Consider the following 18,834-nt stretch of genomic DNA (forward strand, 5'->3'; position numbering starts at 1 on the left):
CGGACACGCTTCCATCAACGACCGCCGATGGGAACCCTCGACGGCTCCACATTGCCTACTCTTTGCCGCATGGCAACAAACGCCCTGGAGATACGGGGATTACGTAAAACCTTCGGAACATTCCGCGCAGTGGACGGTGTCGATCTGACCGTCCGGCCGGGAACCTTTCACGGCATCGTCGGGCCCAACGGGGCCGGCAAGTCCACCACCATCGGCATGGCCGTCGGCCTGATCGTCCCGGACGCCGGGGAGATCCGGATCCTCGGGCACGACGCGGTCCGCGACCGGGCCACCGCACGGAGCCTGACCGGGGTCCTGCCGGACGGGCTGGACCTGCCGGAACGGCTCACCGGCGCGGAGCTGCTGCGGTACAGCGCCGGGCTCCGCGGACTGTCCCGCACCGCCGCGGCCGAGCGGGCCGGGGAGCTGATCGAGGTCCTCGGCATCACCAAGGCCGCCGCGACGCCGCTGGCCGACTGCTCCACCGGCAACCGCAAGAAGGTCGGCCTGGCCCAGGCGCTGCTGCACGCGCCGCGCCTGCTGGTGCTGGACGAGCCGTTCGAGGCGGTGGACCCGGTGTCGGCGGCGAGCATCCGGCGGGTGCTGCGGCGCTTCGTCGACAGCGGCGGCACCTGCGTGCTCTCCACCCACTCGATGCTGCTGGTCGAGCAGATGTGCGACGACGTCACCGTGATCCACCAGGGCACCGTCGTCGCGGCCGGCACGGTCGCCGCGGTGGCCGGCGGCGTCCCCTTGGAGGACCGGTTCGTCGAGCTGGTCGGCGCCGAGACCGGTGGCGCCGACGGCCTGTCCTGGCTCGTCCGGTGAGCGCCTCGGCCGCTCTCACGCCGTCGCGGATGCGGGCGAGCATGTTCCGTCGCTCGCTGCGCGAGCATCCGGGTCCGGCGGTGGCCGCGATCGCCGGTCTACTCGCGGCCGGTTGGCTGATTCATTACGCGTCGTACGGCGACCAGCACACGTTGTCGATCCTGGCCGGGACGTGGGTGCTCGGCTGGCTGGTGCTGCCGCTGATGCTGGGCGCCGGGCGGGGCCGGGTGCGCCCGTCGCACCTGCGCCTGGAGCCGATCGGCAGCCTGCCGGCAGCGGCCGGGCTGCTGCTCGCCTCAGCGATCGGGATCGGCCCGCTGGTCTCCCTGGTGGCCCTGGCGGCGCTGCCGGTGCACGCGGCCCGCTACGGGGCGCGCGGGGTGCTGGTGGCCGGGTTCGGGGCCCTGCTGCTGTGGCTGATCGGGCTGATCGGGTCGGCGTTCGCGCTGGAGTCGATCGGGCACGCCGGTGGGCCGGCCGGGGCGATCCTCACCGGGGTGTTCACCGGCACCGTGATGGGTGTGTTCGGCTCGGTGTGGGCGGTCGCGCCGTGGATCACCTTCCTGCTCGCCGGAACTCCGGGGCACATCGTGCGGTGGCTGCCGTGGTTCCCGGGGAGCTGGCCGCTGTCCGCGGTGGCCGGGCCGTCCGGGCGCGGGTTCGGGATGATCATCGGGCTGGTGGCGATCGTGCTGGTCCTCGGGGCGGCCTACCTGACCCTGGTCCGGCGTACCCTCGCGTCGGGGTCGTCCCGGAGGCCCGGACGGTCGCTGTCCCCGCGGGCGGGAGTGTGGGGGCCCGGCCCGGTGTGGGCGGTCGCCGGGCGGGAGCTGCGCGCCTGGGGCCGGCATCCGCTGCGCCTGCAGTACCTGGCGTTCGCCGTCGTCTACGGCACGCTGCTGGCCGGGCTGCCGCTGCTGGCCGGCGCCGATCTGCTGGTGCCGTGGGCCGGGGTGCTCACCGCGTTGTGGGCGGCGGGCATGTCGGCCGGGCTGGTCGGGCTGGACGGGACCGCGCTGTGGATGCCGTTCGGCACACCGGGCGGCGAGCGGGCCGAGGTGCGCGGGCGGGCGCTGGCCTGGCTGCTGCTGGTCACGCCGATCGCGGTGCTGCTGACCGTCGCCGGGATGCTCGTCGCGCCCCAGGTGGATCCGCTGCCCGCGCTGGCGGTGCTGCCCGCCGTGCTGGGAGCGGGTGGCACCGTGCCGGTGTGGGTGTCGCTGCTGCGGGTGCGCCCGGTGCCGGATGTCCGGCATCCCACCTCGGCCGACAACCCGACCGACATGATCAGCGTGCTGGTCGCGGTGGGCGGCGGCGTGCTCGCGGCCGCGGCGCCGGTCGCCTGCCTGATCTGGGGGCCGTCCGCACTCGCGCCGGTGGCCGGGGTGGTCTCCGGCGCGCTGTTGTGGTTCGCCGGCCGGTGGCTGGCCGACGACCGGCTGGCCGGCCGCGGCGCCGAGGTGCTCGCCGCGGCCGGTCAGCGCACCCGCCCGCCGGAGACGGCGATCCCGCTGACGTGGGACGCCGAGTGGTACCGCCGGAACAAGGCGACCGCGTGGGCGCTGATCCTGCTGATGGTGGGATGGGTTCCGGTGGTCCCGCAGGGGCTGATGGTGCTGGTCTTCGACATCTCCGGCGGCTGGATCGTGGCCTCGCACCTGACCGGGGGCGCCCGGACCGGTGTCGCGGTCGCGATGGTCGCCCTCGGCGGTGCGCTGCTGCTGACCGGGCTGGTGCTGTGGGGCCGCCGCCCGTACCCGCTCAGTCCTGGGTCTTCTCCAGAGGCTCGTACGAGAAGTTGATCTCGAAGGTGTCGTCGCGGCGGACGGTCATGGTGATCCCGTACCAGGGGTCGTCGCCGTCCTCCGTGGTCGCCTCGAAGAGGTCGATCAGGTAGTCGGCGATGTCGTCGAGCGACTCCGGGGCGTCGTCCCAGTCGATGTGGTACGACGTCCCGTCCTCGCGGTACATCGTCAGGTCGTGGCTCGACCAGTCCTCGTCCAGCTCACCGTCGAGGACGATCTTGACGGCGTCGTCCGGCAGGACCTCGCGCAGCACCACCGCCAGGCTCTCGATGATCTCGTCGGTCTCGGAGAGCGGCTCGCCGGCCGAGAAGTCCACCTCGGGTTCGCCGTCGCGGCGCACCGTGACGGTGACGTCGTGCCAGGGGTCGGAGGCCTCGTCGGCCTCCCACAGCCGGATCAGCAGCGCGCTGATCTCGTCGGCCTGCCCGGGGTGTTCGTCCGGGCCGAGAGTGGTCTCGGCGCCGTCCGGCCAGACCACGGCGAAGGTGGCGCTGGACCAGCCCTCGTCGGCCTCACCTTCGAGAACGATCTCGGTTGCCCCGGCCGGGAGGATCTCCCGCAGTAGCGATGCGATCTTGCTGATGACGTCGTCGCGCACGACGCGGGAGCCTATCGATGACGCGCAAGGTCCGGTCGGCGGGGTACACGATCTCCCTCTTCGCAACGGCCGAGGGCCGCACCCCGTTCCGGGTGCGGCCCCCGGCCTTCTCTGGCGCCGGTCTCTAGCGGGTGCCCTGGTAGTGGCCGCCGTGCTGGTGCCCGCCACCCTGGTAGCCGCCCTGGTAACCGCCCTGGTGCCCGCCGCCCGGGTAGCCGCCCGGCCGGCCGGTGGAGACCTTCAGGGCCCAGTTGCCGTGGTAACCACGGTCGATCCGGACGCAGGAGTACCGGCTCCACTGCCGCTTCCACTGGCCGGCCCGGCCGACCTTGTCACAGGTCCGCAGGGTGCGGTAGACGCCGGCGATGCGGTCCCGGCGCGGGTTGGCCTTCTGCTGGGCCGCCACCCGCTTCTCGCCGGCCTTCTCGCCGACGGACCCGGACACGGAGGCCGCCTTCTCGCCGACGGACCCGGACGCGGAAACCGCCGAGGCCGGCCCGGCCGCCATGGTCAGACCGGCGGCGACTGCCACGCCGGACATCACGGCGGCACGAATGATCCTGTTCATACGATCACCTTTTTCCGGAGAAAGGGATTTTCTGGACGGGATGCATCGTATGGGCGTTTTCGCGTGGAAATCTTGGCAAAGTCGGACACTTACGAGTGAATAATTGCGTTTTAACGGGTTAAACTCGTACTTTCAGTCAGAAACGTGCCCCCCGTTCGGGGAGCACGGCATCCGTCAAACGGCGATCTTGGTGCGAGCCGACGGCCGCAGGTAGACCACCCAGGTGATCACCACGCAGAGCGCGTAGAACCCGATGAAGGCGAGATAGGCCGCGTCGGCGTCCTGATAGGTCAGGAACGACTGCCGGAACGCCAGGTTCACCAGCACCCCGCCGACCGCCCCGATCGCCCCGGCGATGCCGATGACCGCACCGGAGATCCGCCGGGCCGTGTGCTCGTCACCCGCGTACTTCTGCTTGAAGATCGCCGGGATCATCTTGTACGTCGACCCGTTGCCCAGTCCGCTGAGGACGAACAGGCTGATGAACCCGACCAGGTACAGCGCCAGCGACCGCTGCTGGGCCGCGAACAGCACGATCGACGCGCCGGCGGCCATCCCGATGAAGTTGACGAACGTGACCTTTCCGCCGCCGAACCGGTCCGCCAGTGCCCCGCCGAACGGCCGGATCAGCGACCCCAGCAGCGGGCCGATGAAGGTCAGCCAGGCCGCCTTGACCGGGGTGTCGAACGTCTCCGCGAACTGCACCTGCAGCACCTGGCCGAACGCGAAACCGAACCCGATGAACGAGCCGAACGTGCCGATGTAGAGCACCGACATGACCCAGGTGTGACCCTCCTTGGCGGCGTCCCGCATGCCGCGCTTCTCGTTGCGGGCCTGCGCCAGGTTGTCCATGTACAGCGCCGAGCCGACGGCCGCGAGCACGATCAGCGGGATGTAGACGCCGGCCACCAGACCGGGGCTGCCGGCGCCCACGGTGGCCAGCACGAGCAGGCCGACCAGCTGCACCGCCGGGACGCCGATGTTGCCGCCGCCCGCGTTGACACCGAGCGCCCAGCCCTTGAGCCGGTCCGGGTAGAACGCGTTGATGTTCGCCATCGACGACGCGAAGTTGCCACCGCCGACACCGGCCAGTGCGGCCAGGATCAGGAGGGTTTCGTACGACACCCCGGGCTCGATCAGGAACGCGGCCAGAATCGACGGGATCAGCAGCAGCGACGCACTGATGATGGTCCAGTTCCGGCCGCCGAACCGGGCCACCGCGAACGTGTACGGGATCCGCAGCCCCGCCCCGACCAGCGTCGGCACCGCGGTGAGCAGGAACTTCTGCGCCGGATCGAAGCCGTAGGCGGGCCCCAGGAAGAGCACCATCACCGACCACAGCGACCACACCGAGAAACCGATGTGCTCGGACAGGATCGAGAAGATCAGGTTCCGTCCGGCGATCCGTTTGCCACCGTTGTCCCAGAACTCCCGGTCCTCGGGCCGCCAGTCGTCGATCCAGTGGCCGGAGAGGCTTCTCGCGGCGGGCCGTTCCAAAGTCGCGGTCATCGTCAGACTCCCAGAATGAGTTGACCGTCGTCGACCCGCACCGGGTAGACGTCGATCGCGGGCTGGCCGGACTGGGAACACCCGGTGGCGAGGTCCCATGCGTACAGGTGCAGCGGGCAGACGACGACGCGGTTGTCGATCTGCCCGTCGGCGAGCGGGCCGCCCTTGTGCGGGCAGACCGCGGACACCGCGCGGACCTCGCCTGTTCTCAAGTGAAAGACGGCGATCATGTCGTCACCGACGGCGTAGGTGCGGCCCTCGCCGAGGGGGATGTCGTCGACCGGGCCGAGATTCCTCATGCGCGCACCGGAACCTGCGGGAGGACGGTCAGGGGCAGGGAGGTGCGGAACTGGCCCGGTGTGGCCGGGACGGCCCGTTCCTTCCACGGATCCTGGTAGGCCTGGACGGCTTCTTCCACGGCGGCGTCCAGAGCTTGCGCGATACCGTCCGAGTCGTCCACGACGATCTCCCGGATCCGGTCGATGCCGACCCTCGGGACGAACGTGTAGGTGCGCTCCAGCCAGTTCGCGTTCTCCCGGTAGTACTGCAGGAAGCGCCCGGTCAGCCGGATCACCTCGTCGGCCGTGCCGACCGTGGTGAGCAGGTCACCCTTGCGGATGTGGGCTCCGGCGGCGCCGCCGACGTAGATCTCCCACCTACCACCGTCGATGGCGACGACACCCAGATCCTTGACGTACGCCTCCGCACAGTTGCGCGGGCAACCCGTCACGGCGAGCTTCATCTTGCCGGGACCTTCCAGCCCCTGGTAGCGCTCTTCCAGCGCGATGCCCAGGGCTGTCGAATCGCCGACGCCGAACCGGCAGTAGTCCGAGCCGACACAGGTCTTCACGGTCCGGAAACTCTTGGCGTACGCGTACCCGGACGGCATGTCCAGGTCCGCCCACATCGCCGGGAGCTGCTCCTTCGGCACACCGAGCAGGTCGATGCGCTGGCCGCCGGTGAGTTTCACCATCGGCACGCCGTACTTGTCGGCCACGTCGGCGATCCGGCGGAGCTGATCCGGGGTGGTGACGCCGCCTTTCATCTGCGGGACCACCGAGAACGTGCCGTCGCGCTGGATGTTGGCGTGCACCCGGTCGTTGATGAAACGGGCGTCACGCTCGTCGACGTACTCGTCGGCCCACATCATCTTCAGCAGCGACGCCAGGCCCATCTTGCTCTTCGCGTCGTGCTCGCCACCGGGCACCAGCTTGTCGAAAACCGACGAGACACTCTTCAGTTCGTACCGGCGGATGACGGCCATCAGTTCGGGTTTCGGCATCGGGACGCCCGGCACGTACCAGGACGCCGCCGGATCCTCCTCGGCCTCGCCGCCGGCCGCCCACTCGACGATCCGCTGCACCAGCGGCTTGCAGGTCCCGCAACCCTTACCGGCCCGGGTCCTGTCCATCACGCCGCTGACCGTCCGGCAGCCGCCGTCGACGACGCCGCAGATCGCACCCTTGCTGACGCCGTTGCAGTTGCAGACCTGGGCGTCGTCGGGCATCTCCCCGGGCGTGACCTCGGCTTTTGCGCCGCCGAGATCAAAAAGCAGCTCCGCGCGTACGTCCGGAAGAGGTTCTCCCCGGTCGAAAGCCTGGATCAGGCCCGCCGCCTTGCTGTTGTCGCCGACCAGCGTGGCACCGACCAGCGCCCCGTCGCGGATGATGATCTGCTTGTAGAGGCCCTTCTTCGGCTCGCTGTAGACGATCACCTCGTCGTCGTCGGTCTCCGGCTCCTTCAGGCCCATCGCTGCCACGTCGATGCCGGCTACTTTCAGCTTCGTGTGCAGTTTCGAACCGCGGTAGGCGGCGTCCGGGTCGCTGCCGGTGATGTGGTCGGCCAGCACCTTCGCCTGCTCCCACAGGGGCGCGACCAGGCCGTACATCTCGCCGCGGTGCTGGGCGCACTCGCCGACCACGTAGATGTCGTCCTCGCCGATCGCGCGCATCTGGTCGTCGACGACGATGCCGCGCTCGACGGTGAGGCCGCTGTCCGCGGCGACCCGGGTGTTCGGCCGGATGCCGGCGGCGACCACGATCACGTCGGCGTCGATCACGGTTCCGTCGGCGAGTTTCACGCCGGTGACGCGGTCCTTGCCGAGGATCTCGGTGGTCATCGCGTTCAGGACCACCTTGATGCCGAGGCGGCTCTCCACACTGTCCTTCAGCATGGTGCCGGCCCGCTCGTCCAGCTGGACGTTCATCAGGTGGCCCATGGCGTGCAGAAGCGTCACTTCGCTGACGTGATTCTGCAGGCCGCGGGCGGCTTCCAGACCGAGGAGCCCACCGCCGATGACCACGGCACGCTCGTGATCGCGGGCGTACCGGATCATCCCGCGCGTGTCGTCGAGCGTCCGGAACGCGAAGACCCCCTGGTGGTAGCCCCGCTTCGGATTGTTGATGTTCTTGATCGGCGGAGTCCACGAGCTGGACCCGGTGGCGATGATCAGCTTGTCGTACGGGGTGGCGGTGCCGTCCGCCGCGTAGACGAGTTTCGCGGTGCGGTCGATCCGCTCGATCCGGGTGCCGGAGTGCAGGGTGATCCCGTTGTCGGCGTACCAGCCGAGGTCGTTGAGAAAGATCCCGGCCTCGTCCTCCACCCCCGCGAGCAGGTTGGAGAGCATGATCCGGTTGTAGTTCCCATAGGGTTCGTCCCCGAACATCGTGACGACGAACCCACCGTCCCCACCACCCTCGCCACTCCGGCGCGCCTCCCGCTCCGCACTGCGACCTTCGCCCGGTTCCCGGCCCTCACCGCGAACCTCGTTCCGGTTCGGATTCCGGCCCTCACCACCAACCTCGTTCCCATCCGGGATCCGGCCCTCGCCACCAACCTCGTTCCGGTTCTCTTTTCGGTTCTTGCTCCGGGCGAGGATCTCCTCAACCGTGCGGGCCCCGGCCATGCCGTTGCCGATAACCACCAGGCGTTGCGTCATCAGATCTCCAGCAGTCCGGGCGTCTGGTCACTGCTGATGCTTCAGCGCCGCCGTTAACCCCCGAGACGCCTACCGGTGACACTGCTGTTCAGAAATCCCTACAACCAGCCACAACCCGTTGTGAGAAGCCGCCCCCACCAGGCCCCACCACACATCTCCACCGCCGCCCGCCTCCCCACGTCCTTGTCGCCGTTTCCTCGCGAAGGCGGTGCCGCTTTCCCAGCCCGAACCGCTTTCCCCGCCCAACCGCTATCCCCGCCCGAACCGCTTTCCCCGCCCGAACCGCTATCCCTGCCGGACCGCGAACACGCCACCCTCCCGCCCGAACCGCAATCCCCCGCAGACCGCGAACACGCCACCCTCCCGCCCGAACCGCGATCCCTCGTGGACCGCGAACATGCGCTTTCCCTCACGGACCGCGCCTTTCCGTGGCGGGCCGGGGATCAGCCTCTGCTGCCTGCTCCGACCGGGGTGTCGGTGGTGTTGCTCTTGATGGCGGTATCGAACCGGCTCAGGACCAGGTCGGCCACGGCTGGGTCGTGACACAAGGGCGGGGTCACCGCGTCGGCGCCCGCGCCGTGCAAGGTGCGGTAGAACAAACCTTCGGCCAGCAGGTACGCGGCTACCGCCACAGTTTTGGCGCCTTCCGTCCGCAACATGGCGACCACGTCCTTCACCCGCGGGCCGCTGCCGGAGGTGTAGCCGAGTTCGACCCGGCCGGGCAGTTGGGCCGCCACCTCACGAATGCCCTCCACCCACAGCGGATCCGACGAACCGGCCGAGGCCAGAACCACGGCGTCGGCGCGCGGCAGGTTCCGGCGCAGGCTGGCGAGAAAGACCGGATCCGGCCCGAGCGGCGGGCTGACCGGGATACGTGTTGACTTGACTGCATCAGCGATGTCAACACGGACGTGATATCCACACGAGAGCAGCAACGGCACCACCACCGCGTCCCCGACGGCCGGAACCACCTCGGCCACCTTGGGTTCCTGCACGTCCACGTAGCAGAGCCGAACATCCAGCCCGGGACGCCGCCGCGCCACCGCAGAGGCGAGCTCCTGAATCTGCCGCCGCCCGGCCGGCGACCGGGTGCCATGGGCGACAGCGATCAGCGTGGGAAATGCAGACATAGACCTTCTCCTTGAGTTTCAGCACTCCCCCACCCGCCCGGCATCCACGTCGCGGAGTGTGCTCGGCACGCTCTGTTCAGCGCACTCCATCCGGCGCACCCCGTTCAGCACGCTCCACTCGGTGCGCTCCGCCCGGTGTGCTCCATTCGGCGCAACCCCCGATGCGCTCCACCCGATGCGCTTCACCCGGCGCGCTCCATCCGGTGGCACACCGTTCAGTGCATTCCTTCCGGCGAACCCGGTTCAGTTCCCCTCCGGCCCTGAGCGGCGATCCGGTGGCTGACGCCATGGTGGTGGCCAGGACGCTCAGGCCGCTCATCGAGTCGACGTTGTGGGCCATCAGTCAGGGCACTCCATCTGGTGGCACGCCGCTCAGTGCGTTCCGTTCGGTGCGGGGAGTCGATTTCCTACGAGACAGGAGCGGCCCGGCATGTCATCAGGCTCGCGAACTTCGGTACCGCGTTCCAGGCCCGGCATGTGCATCGGGCACCTGGCAGGGCCGGCCGCGTCGCCGGTCCTGTTGACTTGACTTGTGTTGATTTGACTCGTGTTGACTTGACTCGTGTTGACCTGACTTGGGTCAGGCGGCTTCGTCTATGCGTAGGCGATAGCCTCGTTTGATCACGGTCTCGATGTGTTTTCCGGAGCCCAGGGCCGCCCTCAAGCGGGCCACCGCCACGTCCACCGCGTGGCCGTCGTTGCCTCGGGGCAGGGCCATTGCCAGCTGGTCCTTCGAGACCACCGCGCCGGGACGGCTGGCCAGCGCCGACAGGATCGCCATCGCCGCGGGTGCCAGTGCGTGGGTTGCCCCGTCGATCAGGGCCGCGTGGCCCCGCACCTCCAGGATCGTGCCGGCCACGTGCAGGCGCAGGGCCCGGCTCGGCAGCTCGTCGGCGACCGTCTTGATCAGCGCGCCCAGGCGGTAACGCTCCGGCATCACCACCGGGATGCCCCGCTCGATCAGCGGCGCGGCGGTCACCGGGCCGACACACGCGGCCAGGGTGCCGCAGCCGAATGCCGTGGCCACGTCCGCGCGGCTCTCCTCGGCGATCTGCAGGAACGCCTTGACCGCCGGTGCGCTGGTGAACGTCACCGCGTCGATCTGCCCGGCGGCCACCTGTTCGGTGAGGCGTTTCACCGGGGCCACGTCCGGAGGCATGGCCCATCGGTAGACGGGGACTTCGACAACGGCAGCTCCGGCCGTACGCAAAGCTCTGACGAATTCGGTTTGGGGTTCGCCGTGTTCCTGCACCACGATCCGGCGGCCCGCCACACCCTCGGCGAGCAGTCTCTCCAGCACCTCCTCGGAGGCTTCGGTCTTCGCCGCCCAGTCCTCGGTGAGGCCGGCCGCACGGATCGCGCCGCACGGTTTCGGGCCGCGGGCGATGATCCGGGCGTTGCTCAGGGAGACACGCAACGCCTCGGCCAGCCCCCAGCCCTCGGCCGCCTCCAGCCAGCCGCGGAACCCGAAACCGGTGGTGGCGACCACGATGTGCGGTTCGAGACCGATGCAGGCCGCGGTCGCCGCGTGCAGCGCCTCGTCGTCGATCAAGGGGATGATGGTGATCGCCGGAGCGCTGATCACCCGTGCTCCGCGCCGTTCCAGCAGTGCGGCCATCTCGTTGCGGCGCCGTTCGGCAGTCACCGCCACGGTGAAGCCGGTCAATACACCCTCGATCATCCGGTCCCCATCCTGAGCCGCCTGTCCGGTGCAAGAGTCCTAAGGCCTGATTTCGGGACCGGCAAAGCAATGTTTCCGAGAGAATAACGGCTGCTCACATAGCCACCGTCGAGCACTGTGACCTGTCGATCACGCTCCGGTGACGTCGTCCGGGCCGAGGATTCCGCGCAGTTCCCGGTTCAGATGGAACGCCGCGATCCGGCCGTCGAGCAGACCGATCCGGTAGTCGGCGCCGACCTCCGGATCCTCGGCGATCTGCGGATCCCGGAACCCGGCGGCCCCGTCCACTCGGCCCGCGTTGTAGGCCACCAGGGCGTCGTCCATCGCTCACTCTCTCTCGTCGTACTCCCCCGCCGTGATGATCTTCAGCGCGGAATGTCGCGACAATCTCGCACAAGGTGAGGGGCAGGACGAACGGCCGATGGTCCGGTTCCGCGCTCCGGAAGGACACCGCAACCTGACCGAAACCGTTCAGCACCCGGGGTTCGGTCCTCTTGCCGGCGGCCTTTCATGGCGCACAGCCGTGCTCGTGCCGGGAAAGCGGCGTCTCATCCGGTTTTCCGGCGTCTCATGCGGTTACCGGCGACGGCCCTGGTCCGGTCTGTCCGGCGGCTGCTTTGACCCGGCTTTCCAGCGCCTGCTTTGGTTCGGGTTCCGGCGGCGACTCTGGATCGGGTTCCGGCGGCGACTCTGGATCGGCATTCCGGTTACGGTGGTTCTCGGGTGGCCGGATACTCGAATCATGGCCGCTGACCTGGATGCCGTCCGGAGGGCCCTGCGGGCGACGATGCTCGCCGACCTGCCGATCATGCCGGTTTTCGGTGATTCTCTGCTGATCAGCGGGGTGGATCCGGCGGAGATGCTGCCGGCCTGGCGGACGGCTCGGGCGGTGATGGAGTCGACCGGCCGGCGCCCGGTTTTCGTCGACGGCGACGCGCCATTTCTCGACGAGATCCTGCAGGATTCGGACTCCGAGGACCCTCCGTTCGATCCCTCCTCCGATTCTTCCGTCGCCCCCTCCCGCGAGGTCGGCTCCTCCCGCGAAGTCGCCCCGTCCCGCGAAGTCGGCCCGGCCCGCGAAGTCGGCCTCTCCCGCGAAACGGGCGAGTGGAAAGGTCCCGGCAACCTGACTGCGATGGATCAGGTGGCGCGCTCGATCGATCCGTGGCAGGCGTTGCATCATTCCTGGCGGGACGAGCCGCTCGACGACGACACGCTTCGGTCGCAGCTGGCCGGTTTCGGACACGCGCCTTGGGCTGAGGGCACTGGTTCGAGAGACGCGTACCCCGGCTTCGAAGTCGGCGAGGTGCGGCGGCGTGTCTCCGAACCAACATTACGGACCGTGAACCGGTACGTGTTCGATCGGGTCCGGGACGATCCCGCGTTACTGGCTCAGGTCCCGCCGTACAGCGATCGGCTCACCGGGCTGCACCAGTGGTATCAGCCGGAGCGGGTGGAACTGCTGCTGCCACCCACCACGGAGCCGCATCTGCTCGCCGGATGGGTCAGCTTCCACGGCACGCTCGGCGCGGAGAGTGTGCTGGCCGGGGCACTGTTGCAGTGGCATGACCGGTGGCAGGCCGAACTGGTGGCCGGCTGGGAGACGATGCTCCAACTCGTCGTCGGCCGACGGCCGGAGGAGCCCGACGACGCCTTCGAGGTGGCGTACCAGATAGCGCTCCTGGCCAGTCACCTGGAGATGACCGTGTGGGAGATCGCCCTCGCGGTCACCCGGGGTGACGAGTGGTTCCTGCACAACCGGCCGTGAGTCAGCCCTCGTAGTGGTCAGCGGGCTCGGGGCAGGAGGCCGGAGGCGTGCCAGAGACGTAGGCCGGGGCCGCCGATAAGATCGAGATCGGACAGGAACGTGATCACCCGTTCGCCGGCCCAGCGCAGGGTCTCCCGGTGGTGGGGGTTGGCGCGGGCGGCTCGGCGGCCCTCCTCCGGGTCGATGCCGACGGCCCGGTAGACGCGCGGGTCGATCAGGCGGGCGCCGGTCAGGTAGGCGGCTCGGGCGATCACCAGTTTGTCGAAGTGGATACGGGCCTTTCCTGCGGTACGAATCCGTCGGGCCAGCTCTTCCCGGGCGTACCGGACATGTCTCGCCTCTTCTACGACGTGGATGCGGGAGACCATCCGGACCAGCGGTTGTACGTTCTCGTCGGCCATCGCCTCGCGTTGCAGGATGTCCAGGATCTCCTCGGCGATGAGGATGGCCGCGTACATGCGCGGGCCGACGCCGGTGTGGGCGATCCATCTGCCGAGCCACATGTTGACGCCGGTGGGTTGATACACAGGTGTATCAAGTCGAGCGATCATCCGGCCGAACATGACCGAGTGCCGGCACTCGTCGCCGATCTCGGTGAGCGCGTACTGGGCGTGCGGGGCGGTCGGGTCCTGTCTGAAGTATTCGCGGATCAGCAGCTGCATGAGGATCGTCTCGAACCAGACGCCCAGACCGGCGATGCTGGCGACCTCATGTCTGGTCAAGTCAACACGTTGTTCCTCGGTCATCCGGTCCCACAGCGCGGTGCCGTAGAGGCTGGAGCGGTGCGGAGGAACAAAATACTTTTCCGGTACGAACGGGGCCTCCCAGTCGATCTCCACGTCGGGGTTGTAGGAGTGCTCGGCCGAGGAGCGGATCAGCCGAACTGCGGTGCGGTCGCGGTCTGTCATCCGGTCCTCCCGGAAATGCTCGACGTCGCCGGTCCTTGACGTTACCGGCGGTAACAGTTACTTCTAGTACTATGAGTTCGGTCACTCCACCCGTCAAGCCCGTCCGTCCCTGCGACGGCCGCAAGGCCACCACTCGCGCCGGAGATGAGGGCAAGACCGCTGTTCCCACCAACAGCGAGCGTGAGACCGTTGTTACCGCCAGCGGCGGGCGTGAGACCGCTGTTCGCGCCAGCGGCGACCGCGAGACCGCTGTTCCCGCCGACAGCGAGCGCCAGACCACTGTTCCCACCAGCAGCAAGCGCGAGACAGCTGTTACCGCCAGCGGCGACCGCGAGACCGGCACTGGGACCAACTCCGGGACCGGTCAATTCGTTGACGGGCGTGAGACCGCCGCTCGTCCCCGGGCCGCTCGCTCCGGTGACGGGCGCCGAGTCGCTGCCCGGGCGGCGACCGGCCGCTCTGGGGACGGGCGTCGTGGGCGGTGGGACGGGCATCGGGAGCAGCGGCGGGGCGAGTTGACGGCGGCGGCCGTCGCGGCGATCCGGCAGCACGGGCCGGACGTCGGGATGGAGACGATCGCCGCGCATGCCGGCGTCAGCAAGCCGGTGCTGTACCGCTACTTCGCCGACAAGTCCGAGTTGTGGCTGGCCGTCGGGCAGGTGGCCGGGCAGATGGTGCTCGACGACATGATCCCGGCGGTCGCCGCGGTTCGCGAGGACCGGGCCGTGGTCGCCGCGGCCATCGACATCTACCTGACCCGCATCGAGTCGGATCTTCATCTGTACCGGTTCGTGGTCCATCAACCCGACGTCACCCGGGGCCGGGACGTGGTCGCCGACGTGATGGACACGGTGGCCAGCGGGCTGGCCCGGATCTTCGGGGACCGGTTGCGGGCACGCGGGCTGGACTCGGGGGCAGCGCTGCCGTGGGCCTACGGCGTGGTCGGTTACGTCCAGGCGGTCGGCGACTGGTGGCTGCGGCAGCAGCAGCCGATCAGCCGGGACGCCCTCACCGACTACCTGACGACGTTCCTGTGGAGCGGCATCGCCGGCATGCGCCAGGCCGCGGACATCCCCGGCGGTCTGGCAGCGGCACGAGACACCCCCGGCGGTCCGGCCGCGGCACGAGACACCCCCGGCGGTCCGGCTGCGGCACGAGACGTCCCCGGCAGTCTGGCAGCGATGCGAGACATCTCCAGCGGCACGATGGGCGTGCCGGCCACCCTCGGCGACCTCCCGAGAAGTGAGAGTGCGGGGGTGCGGGACATATGAACGACGAGGAATATCGGGGGCCGGCGACCCTGTGTCTCGAGGACGGGCCGGTGGTGGTCGAGGTTCGGATGTCGGCCCGGTTCGAACCTGTCGAGGGGCGGTTCCGCTGGGCCGGGCGCACCGGGCCGCACGACCTGCTGCGTCAGCGGGTCGGGGGTGGGCTGCGGAAAGCCACGATCGTGGTGCCCGGCTCGCCGGAGACCGCGGTCCGGCTGGGTGATCCTGATCCGTGGGGCGGCGTCCGGATCTCCGGGTCCGGGACGCCGCCGTGGTTCGTACCGGGAGGCTCATGTTGACCGAACATGTTGACGTATTGATCGTCGGCGCCGGGTTGTCCGGGATCGGCGCCGCCTGGCGGTTACAACGGCAGCGTCCCGGTGACACCTACGCCATCCTCGAGGCACGGGACGCGATCGGCGGCACCTGGGACCTGTTCCGCTATCCCGGCATCCGATCCGATTCGGACATGTACACGCTGAGCTATCCGTTCCGGCCCTGGCGCGAGCCGGAATCCCTAGCCTCCGGCGAGAAGATCCGCCGCTACATCCAGGAGACCGCCGACGAAGCCGGCATCACCGCGAAGATCCGGTTCGGGACGCGGGTCACCCGCGCCACCTGGTCGTCGACGAAGTCCCGCTGGACCGTCCACACCGCCTCCGGCGACATTCTGACAAGCAATTTCCTGTACGGATGTGCCGGGTACTACGACTACGAGCACGGTTATCAGCCGGACTTCCCCGGAATCGCCGAGTACACCGGCCGGCTCGTGCACCCGCAGTCATGGCCGGCCGATCTCGACTGGACCGGCAAACGGGTGATCGTCATCGGCAGCGGCGCGACAGCGGTGACGCTGGTCCCGGCGATGGCGGCGGACGCGGCGCACGTGACGATGCTGCAGCGCTCCCCCACCTACGTCACGCCGCTCCCGGGCCGGGACGCGGTCGCCGTCCTCGCCCGCCGGCTGCTCCCGCCGCACGCCGCGAACCGGGTCGCCCGCGCCAAGAACATCCTGCTCACCCAGGCGTTCTACCAACTCGCCCGGCACCGGCCGCGACTGGTCCGGCGGGCGCTGCGCGAGATCGCGCTCCGGTTCCTGAAGGATCCGGCGTACGTGGACGAGCACTTCAAACCCCGCTACGACCCGTGGGACCAGCGGCTGTGCGTCATCCCGTCCGGTGATCTGTATCGGTCGATCAGGACCGGGCGGGCCTCGGTGGTGACCGACCACATCGACACGTTCACGCCGTCGGGCATCCGGCTGCGGTCCGGGGCGGTGCTCGACGCCGACGTCGTGGTGTCCGCGACCGGACTGTCGCTGCTGCCGGTCGGGGGCATCGAGCTGGTCGTCGACGGGGTGACGGTCGACGTCGGCGGATCGGTGTCCTACCGGGGTCTGATGCTGGGCGGGGTGCCGAACTTCGCCTACTGCATCGGGTACGTCAACGCCTCGTGGACGTTACGGGCCGACCTGTCCCACCGGTACGTGTTGAAGCTACTTGATCACATGGATCAACACGATCTGGCGGCGGCGACACCCGTCACGCCGGAGGGGACCGGGCGGCCACTGCTCGACCTGTCCTCCGGATACGTGCAGCGGGCCCTCGACCTGTTCCCCCGCCAGGGCGATCACGACCCGTGGCTCATCCGGCAGAACTATCTGCGCGACGTCCTCACCACTCCCCGAGCCGACGTGACCCGCGACATGAGTTTCACGCCCCGCTCCGGTCTCGCCCACGACGCGGCCGCTCTGCGCGGCTCTGACTCTGCTCCCGGCTCCACGTCCGTTTCCGGCTCTCCGAAGGTGGTCTGATGTCCCGTCGTCTTTCCGAGTACCGGTTCGCCGGGCGCACCGCCGTCGTCACCGGAGCCGCCAGTGGCATCGGCGAACACCTCGCCTACGGGCTGGCCTTCCGCGGCAGTGACCTGGTGCTGATCGACGTGACCGAGGATCGTCTCGCCACGGTCGCCGCGCGGATCCGTACCGCGAATCCGTCCTTGACCGTGGAGACCGTCGTCGCCGACCTCGCCGACCGGGCCGCCGTCGAATCCGTCGCCGCGCGGATCCTCGCCGACCACCCCGCGATCGGCCTGTTGATCAACAACGCCGGCATCGCACTCGGCGGGCGCTTCGACCAGGTGACCGTCGAGGAGTTCGAGCACGTCATGAACGTCAACTTCCGGGCGCCGATGCTGCTCACCCACGCGCTGCTGCCCGCATTGACTGCATCGACCGGCGGTCATCTAGTCAACATGTCCAGTCTGTTCGGGTTGATCGCACCGCCCGGGCAGAGCGCGTACAGCGCCAGCAAGTTCGCGTTGCGCGGGCTCAGCGAGGCGCTGCGCGGCGAGTTGATCGACCACGGCGTCGGTGTGACCACGGTGCATCCCGGCGGCATCCGGACACGGATCGCGGAGTCGGCGCTGATCGGCTCCCACGTACCGCGGCAAGAGATCGAACCCCAGATGAAACGCTTCGCCGCGCTGCTCAGCTTTCCCCCGGAGAAGGCCGCGGAACTGATTCTGCGGGCCGTCACCAGGCGCAAGGCCCGGCTGCTCATCGCCGTCAGCGCCAAAGCGCCCGATCTCCTGGCCCGCCTGTTGCCCGTCGGGCACGCCGCCGTCGTCCGCGCGGTCGCCGTCGCCACCAGCCGTGGGACACGACCGGCGAACACCACGATCAAAAGATGAGATTCGCGCTGGTACGGGGGACGCGTATCCGTCTCCACGAAAGCGGCGATCCGGACGCGACACCGGTCGTGCTCCTGCCCGGCATCGGGCGCAGCCTGGAGGATTGGGAGCTGCAGCATCCGTTGCTCGACGACGAGTACCGGGTGATCAGTATCGACATGCCGGGGTTCGGTCTGTCGGAGCGGATGCCCCCTTCCACCACGCTGGGCGTGCTCGCGGACGGGGTGTGGGCGACCCTCGACGCCATCGGGGAACACCGGCCCGTCCATCTGATGGGAAACTCGCTCGGCGGCGCGGTGTCCATGACGATGCTGGCCGGCTCGCCTCAACGTGTATCAACATTGACTCTGGTCAACAGTGCCGGGTTCGGGCGGGAGGTCACGGCGGCGCTGCGGATGCTCGCCGTCCCCGGGCTGGGGCGGCGGATGCTGCGCCGCATCGACCGGATCAGCGCGCCGCGGATGGAACGGATGATCTTCGCGGACCGGGCTCTCGTCACGCCCGCCAGAGTGGAGATGGCCTTGCGGATCGCGCGGCAGCCGGACTTCGCGGCCGTCTATCTGGAGATCGCGCGAGCGCTCGGCGGGGTTCGCGGGGTCGGCGCCGCCTGGCGGGCTGAACTGTTGGGGCGGTTGGCGGGTAGTCCCGTGCCCACCACCCTGGTGTGGGGCGAGCGGGACCTGATCCTGCCCAGCCGGCATCTCGGGGCGGCTCGGGCGGCGTTTCCGCATGCCCGGGCGCATCTGTTCCCGGCGACCGGGCACATGCCGCAGATCGAGCGGGCTTCGGAGTTCGCCGCGCTGGTGCGGCCGATGTTGTCCCGGGTGGCTGTTTGAGGGCGGTTGTCGGCGCTGATCGCCAGGTCTCGGCCCCCGCGCATGTGTTCATCGCCGCATCGGAGTTCGCCGGTCGAGGCTTTCAACCCGCCGCTGCCGGATGCCACTCCGACCTGTCGTGGCAGAGGGTGTTCGGACACAGTCTCCGAGGCCGCGCCGGTCGTCATGGCGTCCGGGCATCGGCTCCCTCTCCCCCCGGTGGCCGCTCTTTCCCTTCACGACATGTTCTTTTCGACGGGCGGTTGCTGTGGGCTGTCGGCACCTTCTTGAAAGTGACCCTCGACGAGCACTGAAACCCGAGGATTC

General features: G+C 69.2%; 17 protein-coding genes. 8 read left to right on the forward strand and 9 right to left on the reverse strand.

The genetic code is table 11. The features are described 5' to 3' along the window. The first annotated feature begins 69 nt into the window (after positions 1 to 69). Both Aco03nite_RS23955 and Aco03nite_RS23960 read left to right on the forward strand, forming a co-directional pair. Complete coding sequence (locus Aco03nite_RS23955; RefSeq protein WP_203798009.1) at positions 70 to 828, forward strand: ABC transporter ATP-binding protein; 759 nt, start codon at positions 70 to 72, stop codon at positions 826 to 828. Beyond that, entirely contained in the window at positions 825 to 2,630 is a 1,806-nt protein-coding gene (locus Aco03nite_RS23960; protein WP_203798011.1) for a hypothetical protein, read from the forward strand. The genes Aco03nite_RS23955 and Aco03nite_RS23960 overlap by 4 nt, the downstream gene beginning before the upstream one ends. On the opposite strand, the gene Aco03nite_RS23965 is transcribed toward Aco03nite_RS23960, so the two are convergent. From Aco03nite_RS23965 to Aco03nite_RS24000, 8 genes are all read right to left on the reverse strand, one after another. Continuing rightward, on the reverse strand, positions 2,590 to 3,231 hold the full coding sequence (locus Aco03nite_RS23965; RefSeq protein WP_203798013.1) for an immunity protein YezG family protein: 642 nt from the start codon (positions 3,229 to 3,231) through the stop codon (positions 2,590 to 2,592). The genes Aco03nite_RS23960 and Aco03nite_RS23965 overlap by 41 nt on opposite strands. Before the next feature lie 124 nt (positions 3,232 to 3,355). Beyond that, positions 3,356 to 3,799 (reverse strand): hypothetical protein, encoded by a 444-nt coding sequence (locus Aco03nite_RS23970; RefSeq protein WP_203798014.1) that lies wholly within the window; start codon positions 3,797 to 3,799, stop codon positions 3,356 to 3,358. Between the two features lie 174 nt (positions 3,800 to 3,973). Next, entirely contained in the window at positions 3,974 to 5,308 is a 1,335-nt protein-coding gene (locus Aco03nite_RS23975) for a nitrate/nitrite transporter (protein ID WP_203798016.1), read from the reverse strand. Positions 5,309 to 5,310: 2 nt separating this feature from the next. Then, entirely contained in the window at positions 5,311 to 5,607 is a 297-nt protein-coding gene (locus tag Aco03nite_RS23980; RefSeq protein ID WP_203798018.1) for a Rieske (2Fe-2S) protein, read from the reverse strand. Continuing rightward, positions 5,604 to 8,246: a nitrite reductase large subunit NirB gene (gene nirB / locus Aco03nite_RS23985; RefSeq protein WP_239145378.1), complete on the reverse strand. Its 2,643-nt coding sequence runs from the start codon at positions 8,244 to 8,246 to the stop codon at positions 5,604 to 5,606. Before nirB ends, Aco03nite_RS23980 begins: the two co-directional genes overlap by 4 nt. A gap of 443 nt (positions 8,247 to 8,689) precedes the next feature. Continuing rightward, a complete protein-coding gene (locus Aco03nite_RS23990) occupies positions 8,690 to 9,376 on the reverse strand; it encodes a sirohydrochlorin chelatase (protein ID WP_203798020.1) in 687 nt (228 codons plus the stop codon). A 580-nt stretch (positions 9,377 to 9,956) separates the two neighbouring features. Then, a complete protein-coding gene (locus Aco03nite_RS23995; protein ID WP_203798022.1) occupies positions 9,957 to 11,057 on the reverse strand; it encodes a uroporphyrinogen-III synthase in 1,101 nt (366 codons plus the stop codon). A gap of 129 nt (positions 11,058 to 11,186) precedes the next feature. Next, positions 11,187 to 11,381, reverse strand: a complete 195-nt coding sequence (locus Aco03nite_RS24000) for a hypothetical protein (protein WP_203798025.1) — start codon at positions 11,379 to 11,381, stop codon at positions 11,187 to 11,189. A gap of 418 nt (positions 11,382 to 11,799) precedes the next feature. Between Aco03nite_RS24000 and Aco03nite_RS24005 the strand changes: the two genes are divergently transcribed. Further along, positions 11,800 to 12,825, forward strand: a complete 1,026-nt coding sequence (locus Aco03nite_RS24005) for a hypothetical protein (protein ID WP_203798028.1) — start codon at positions 11,800 to 11,802, stop codon at positions 12,823 to 12,825. 17 nt (positions 12,826 to 12,842) lie between these two features. On the opposite strand, the gene Aco03nite_RS24010 is transcribed toward Aco03nite_RS24005, so the two are convergent. Beyond that, the gene (locus tag Aco03nite_RS24010; protein WP_203798030.1) at positions 12,843 to 13,733 is read right to left on the reverse strand and encodes an AurF N-oxygenase family protein; all 891 of its coding nucleotides are present in this window, start codon (positions 13,731 to 13,733) and stop codon (positions 12,843 to 12,845) included. 71 nt (positions 13,734 to 13,804) lie between these two features. Between Aco03nite_RS24010 and Aco03nite_RS53090 the strand changes: the two genes are divergently transcribed. From Aco03nite_RS53090 to Aco03nite_RS24035, 5 genes are read left to right on the forward strand one after another with little or no spacing between them, the layout of a single operon-like run. Next, positions 13,805 to 15,004: a TetR family transcriptional regulator gene (locus tag Aco03nite_RS53090; protein WP_239145379.1), complete on the forward strand. Its 1,200-nt coding sequence runs from the start codon at positions 13,805 to 13,807 to the stop codon at positions 15,002 to 15,004. Next, on the forward strand, positions 15,001 to 15,300 hold the full coding sequence (locus Aco03nite_RS24020) for a DUF4873 domain-containing protein (RefSeq protein ID WP_203798032.1): 300 nt from the start codon (positions 15,001 to 15,003) through the stop codon (positions 15,298 to 15,300). The genes Aco03nite_RS53090 and Aco03nite_RS24020 overlap by 4 nt, the downstream gene beginning before the upstream one ends. After that, positions 15,294 to 16,814: a flavin-containing monooxygenase gene (locus tag Aco03nite_RS24025; RefSeq protein ID WP_203798036.1), complete on the forward strand. Its 1,521-nt coding sequence runs from the start codon at positions 15,294 to 15,296 to the stop codon at positions 16,812 to 16,814. The genes Aco03nite_RS24020 and Aco03nite_RS24025 overlap by 7 nt, the downstream gene beginning before the upstream one ends. Next, positions 16,814 to 17,692 carry an SDR family NAD(P)-dependent oxidoreductase gene (locus Aco03nite_RS24030; RefSeq protein WP_203798038.1) on the forward strand — a complete coding sequence of 293 codons (879 nt, stop codon included), beginning with the start codon at positions 16,814 to 16,816 and terminating at the stop codon, positions 17,690 to 17,692. The genes Aco03nite_RS24025 and Aco03nite_RS24030 overlap by 1 nt, the downstream gene beginning before the upstream one ends. After that, entirely contained in the window at positions 17,689 to 18,528 is an 840-nt protein-coding gene (locus Aco03nite_RS24035) for an alpha/beta fold hydrolase (protein WP_203798040.1), read from the forward strand. Before Aco03nite_RS24030 ends, Aco03nite_RS24035 begins: the two co-directional genes overlap by 4 nt. The last annotated feature ends 306 nt before the right edge of the window (positions 18,529 to 18,834 follow it).

This window comes from Actinoplanes couchii (assembly GCF_016862075.1).
In the GTDB taxonomy this organism is placed as follows: domain Bacteria; phylum Actinomycetota; class Actinomycetes; order Mycobacteriales; family Micromonosporaceae; genus Actinoplanes; species Actinoplanes couchii.

Excerpts from the sequence above, each read along its gene's own strand:
- Aco03nite_RS23995 (WP_203798022.1), bottom strand. The coding sequence starts at position 11,057 with ATGATCGAGGGTGTATTGACCGGCTTCACCGTGGCGGTGACTGCCGAA.
- Aco03nite_RS24030 (WP_203798038.1), top strand. The coding sequence starts at position 16,814 with ATGTCCCGTCGTCTTTCCGAGTACCGGTTCGCCGGGCGCACCGCCGTC.
- Aco03nite_RS23975 (WP_203798016.1), bottom strand. The coding sequence starts at position 5,308 with ATGACCGCGACTTTGGAACGGCCCGCCGCGAGAAGCCTCTCCGGCCAC.
- Aco03nite_RS24020 (WP_203798032.1), top strand. The coding sequence starts at position 15,001 with ATGAACGACGAGGAATATCGGGGGCCGGCGACCCTGTGTCTCGAGGAC.
- Aco03nite_RS23955 (WP_203798009.1), top strand. The coding sequence starts at position 70 with ATGGCAACAAACGCCCTGGAGATACGGGGATTACGTAAAACCTTCGGA.
- Aco03nite_RS24035 (WP_203798040.1), top strand. The coding sequence starts at position 17,689 with ATGAGATTCGCGCTGGTACGGGGGACGCGTATCCGTCTCCACGAAAGC.
- Aco03nite_RS24010 (WP_203798030.1), bottom strand. The coding sequence starts at position 13,733 with ATGACAGACCGCGACCGCACCGCAGTTCGGCTGATCCGCTCCTCGGCC.
- nirB (WP_239145378.1), bottom strand. The coding sequence starts at position 8,246 with ATGACGCAACGCCTGGTGGTTATCGGCAACGGCATGGCCGGGGCCCGC.
- Aco03nite_RS24025 (WP_203798036.1), top strand. The coding sequence starts at position 15,294 with ATGTTGACCGAACATGTTGACGTATTGATCGTCGGCGCCGGGTTGTCC.
- Aco03nite_RS53090 (WP_239145379.1), top strand. The coding sequence starts at position 13,805 with ATGAGTTCGGTCACTCCACCCGTCAAGCCCGTCCGTCCCTGCGACGGC.
- Aco03nite_RS23970 (WP_203798014.1), bottom strand. The coding sequence starts at position 3,799 with ATGAACAGGATCATTCGTGCCGCCGTGATGTCCGGCGTGGCAGTCGCC.
- Aco03nite_RS24000 (WP_203798025.1), bottom strand. The coding sequence starts at position 11,381 with ATGGACGACGCCCTGGTGGCCTACAACGCGGGCCGAGTGGACGGGGCC.
- Aco03nite_RS24005 (WP_203798028.1), top strand. The coding sequence starts at position 11,800 with ATGGCCGCTGACCTGGATGCCGTCCGGAGGGCCCTGCGGGCGACGATG.
- Aco03nite_RS23980 (WP_203798018.1), bottom strand. The coding sequence starts at position 5,607 with ATGAGGAATCTCGGCCCGGTCGACGACATCCCCCTCGGCGAGGGCCGC.
- Aco03nite_RS23990 (WP_203798020.1), bottom strand. The coding sequence starts at position 9,376 with ATGTCTGCATTTCCCACGCTGATCGCTGTCGCCCATGGCACCCGGTCG.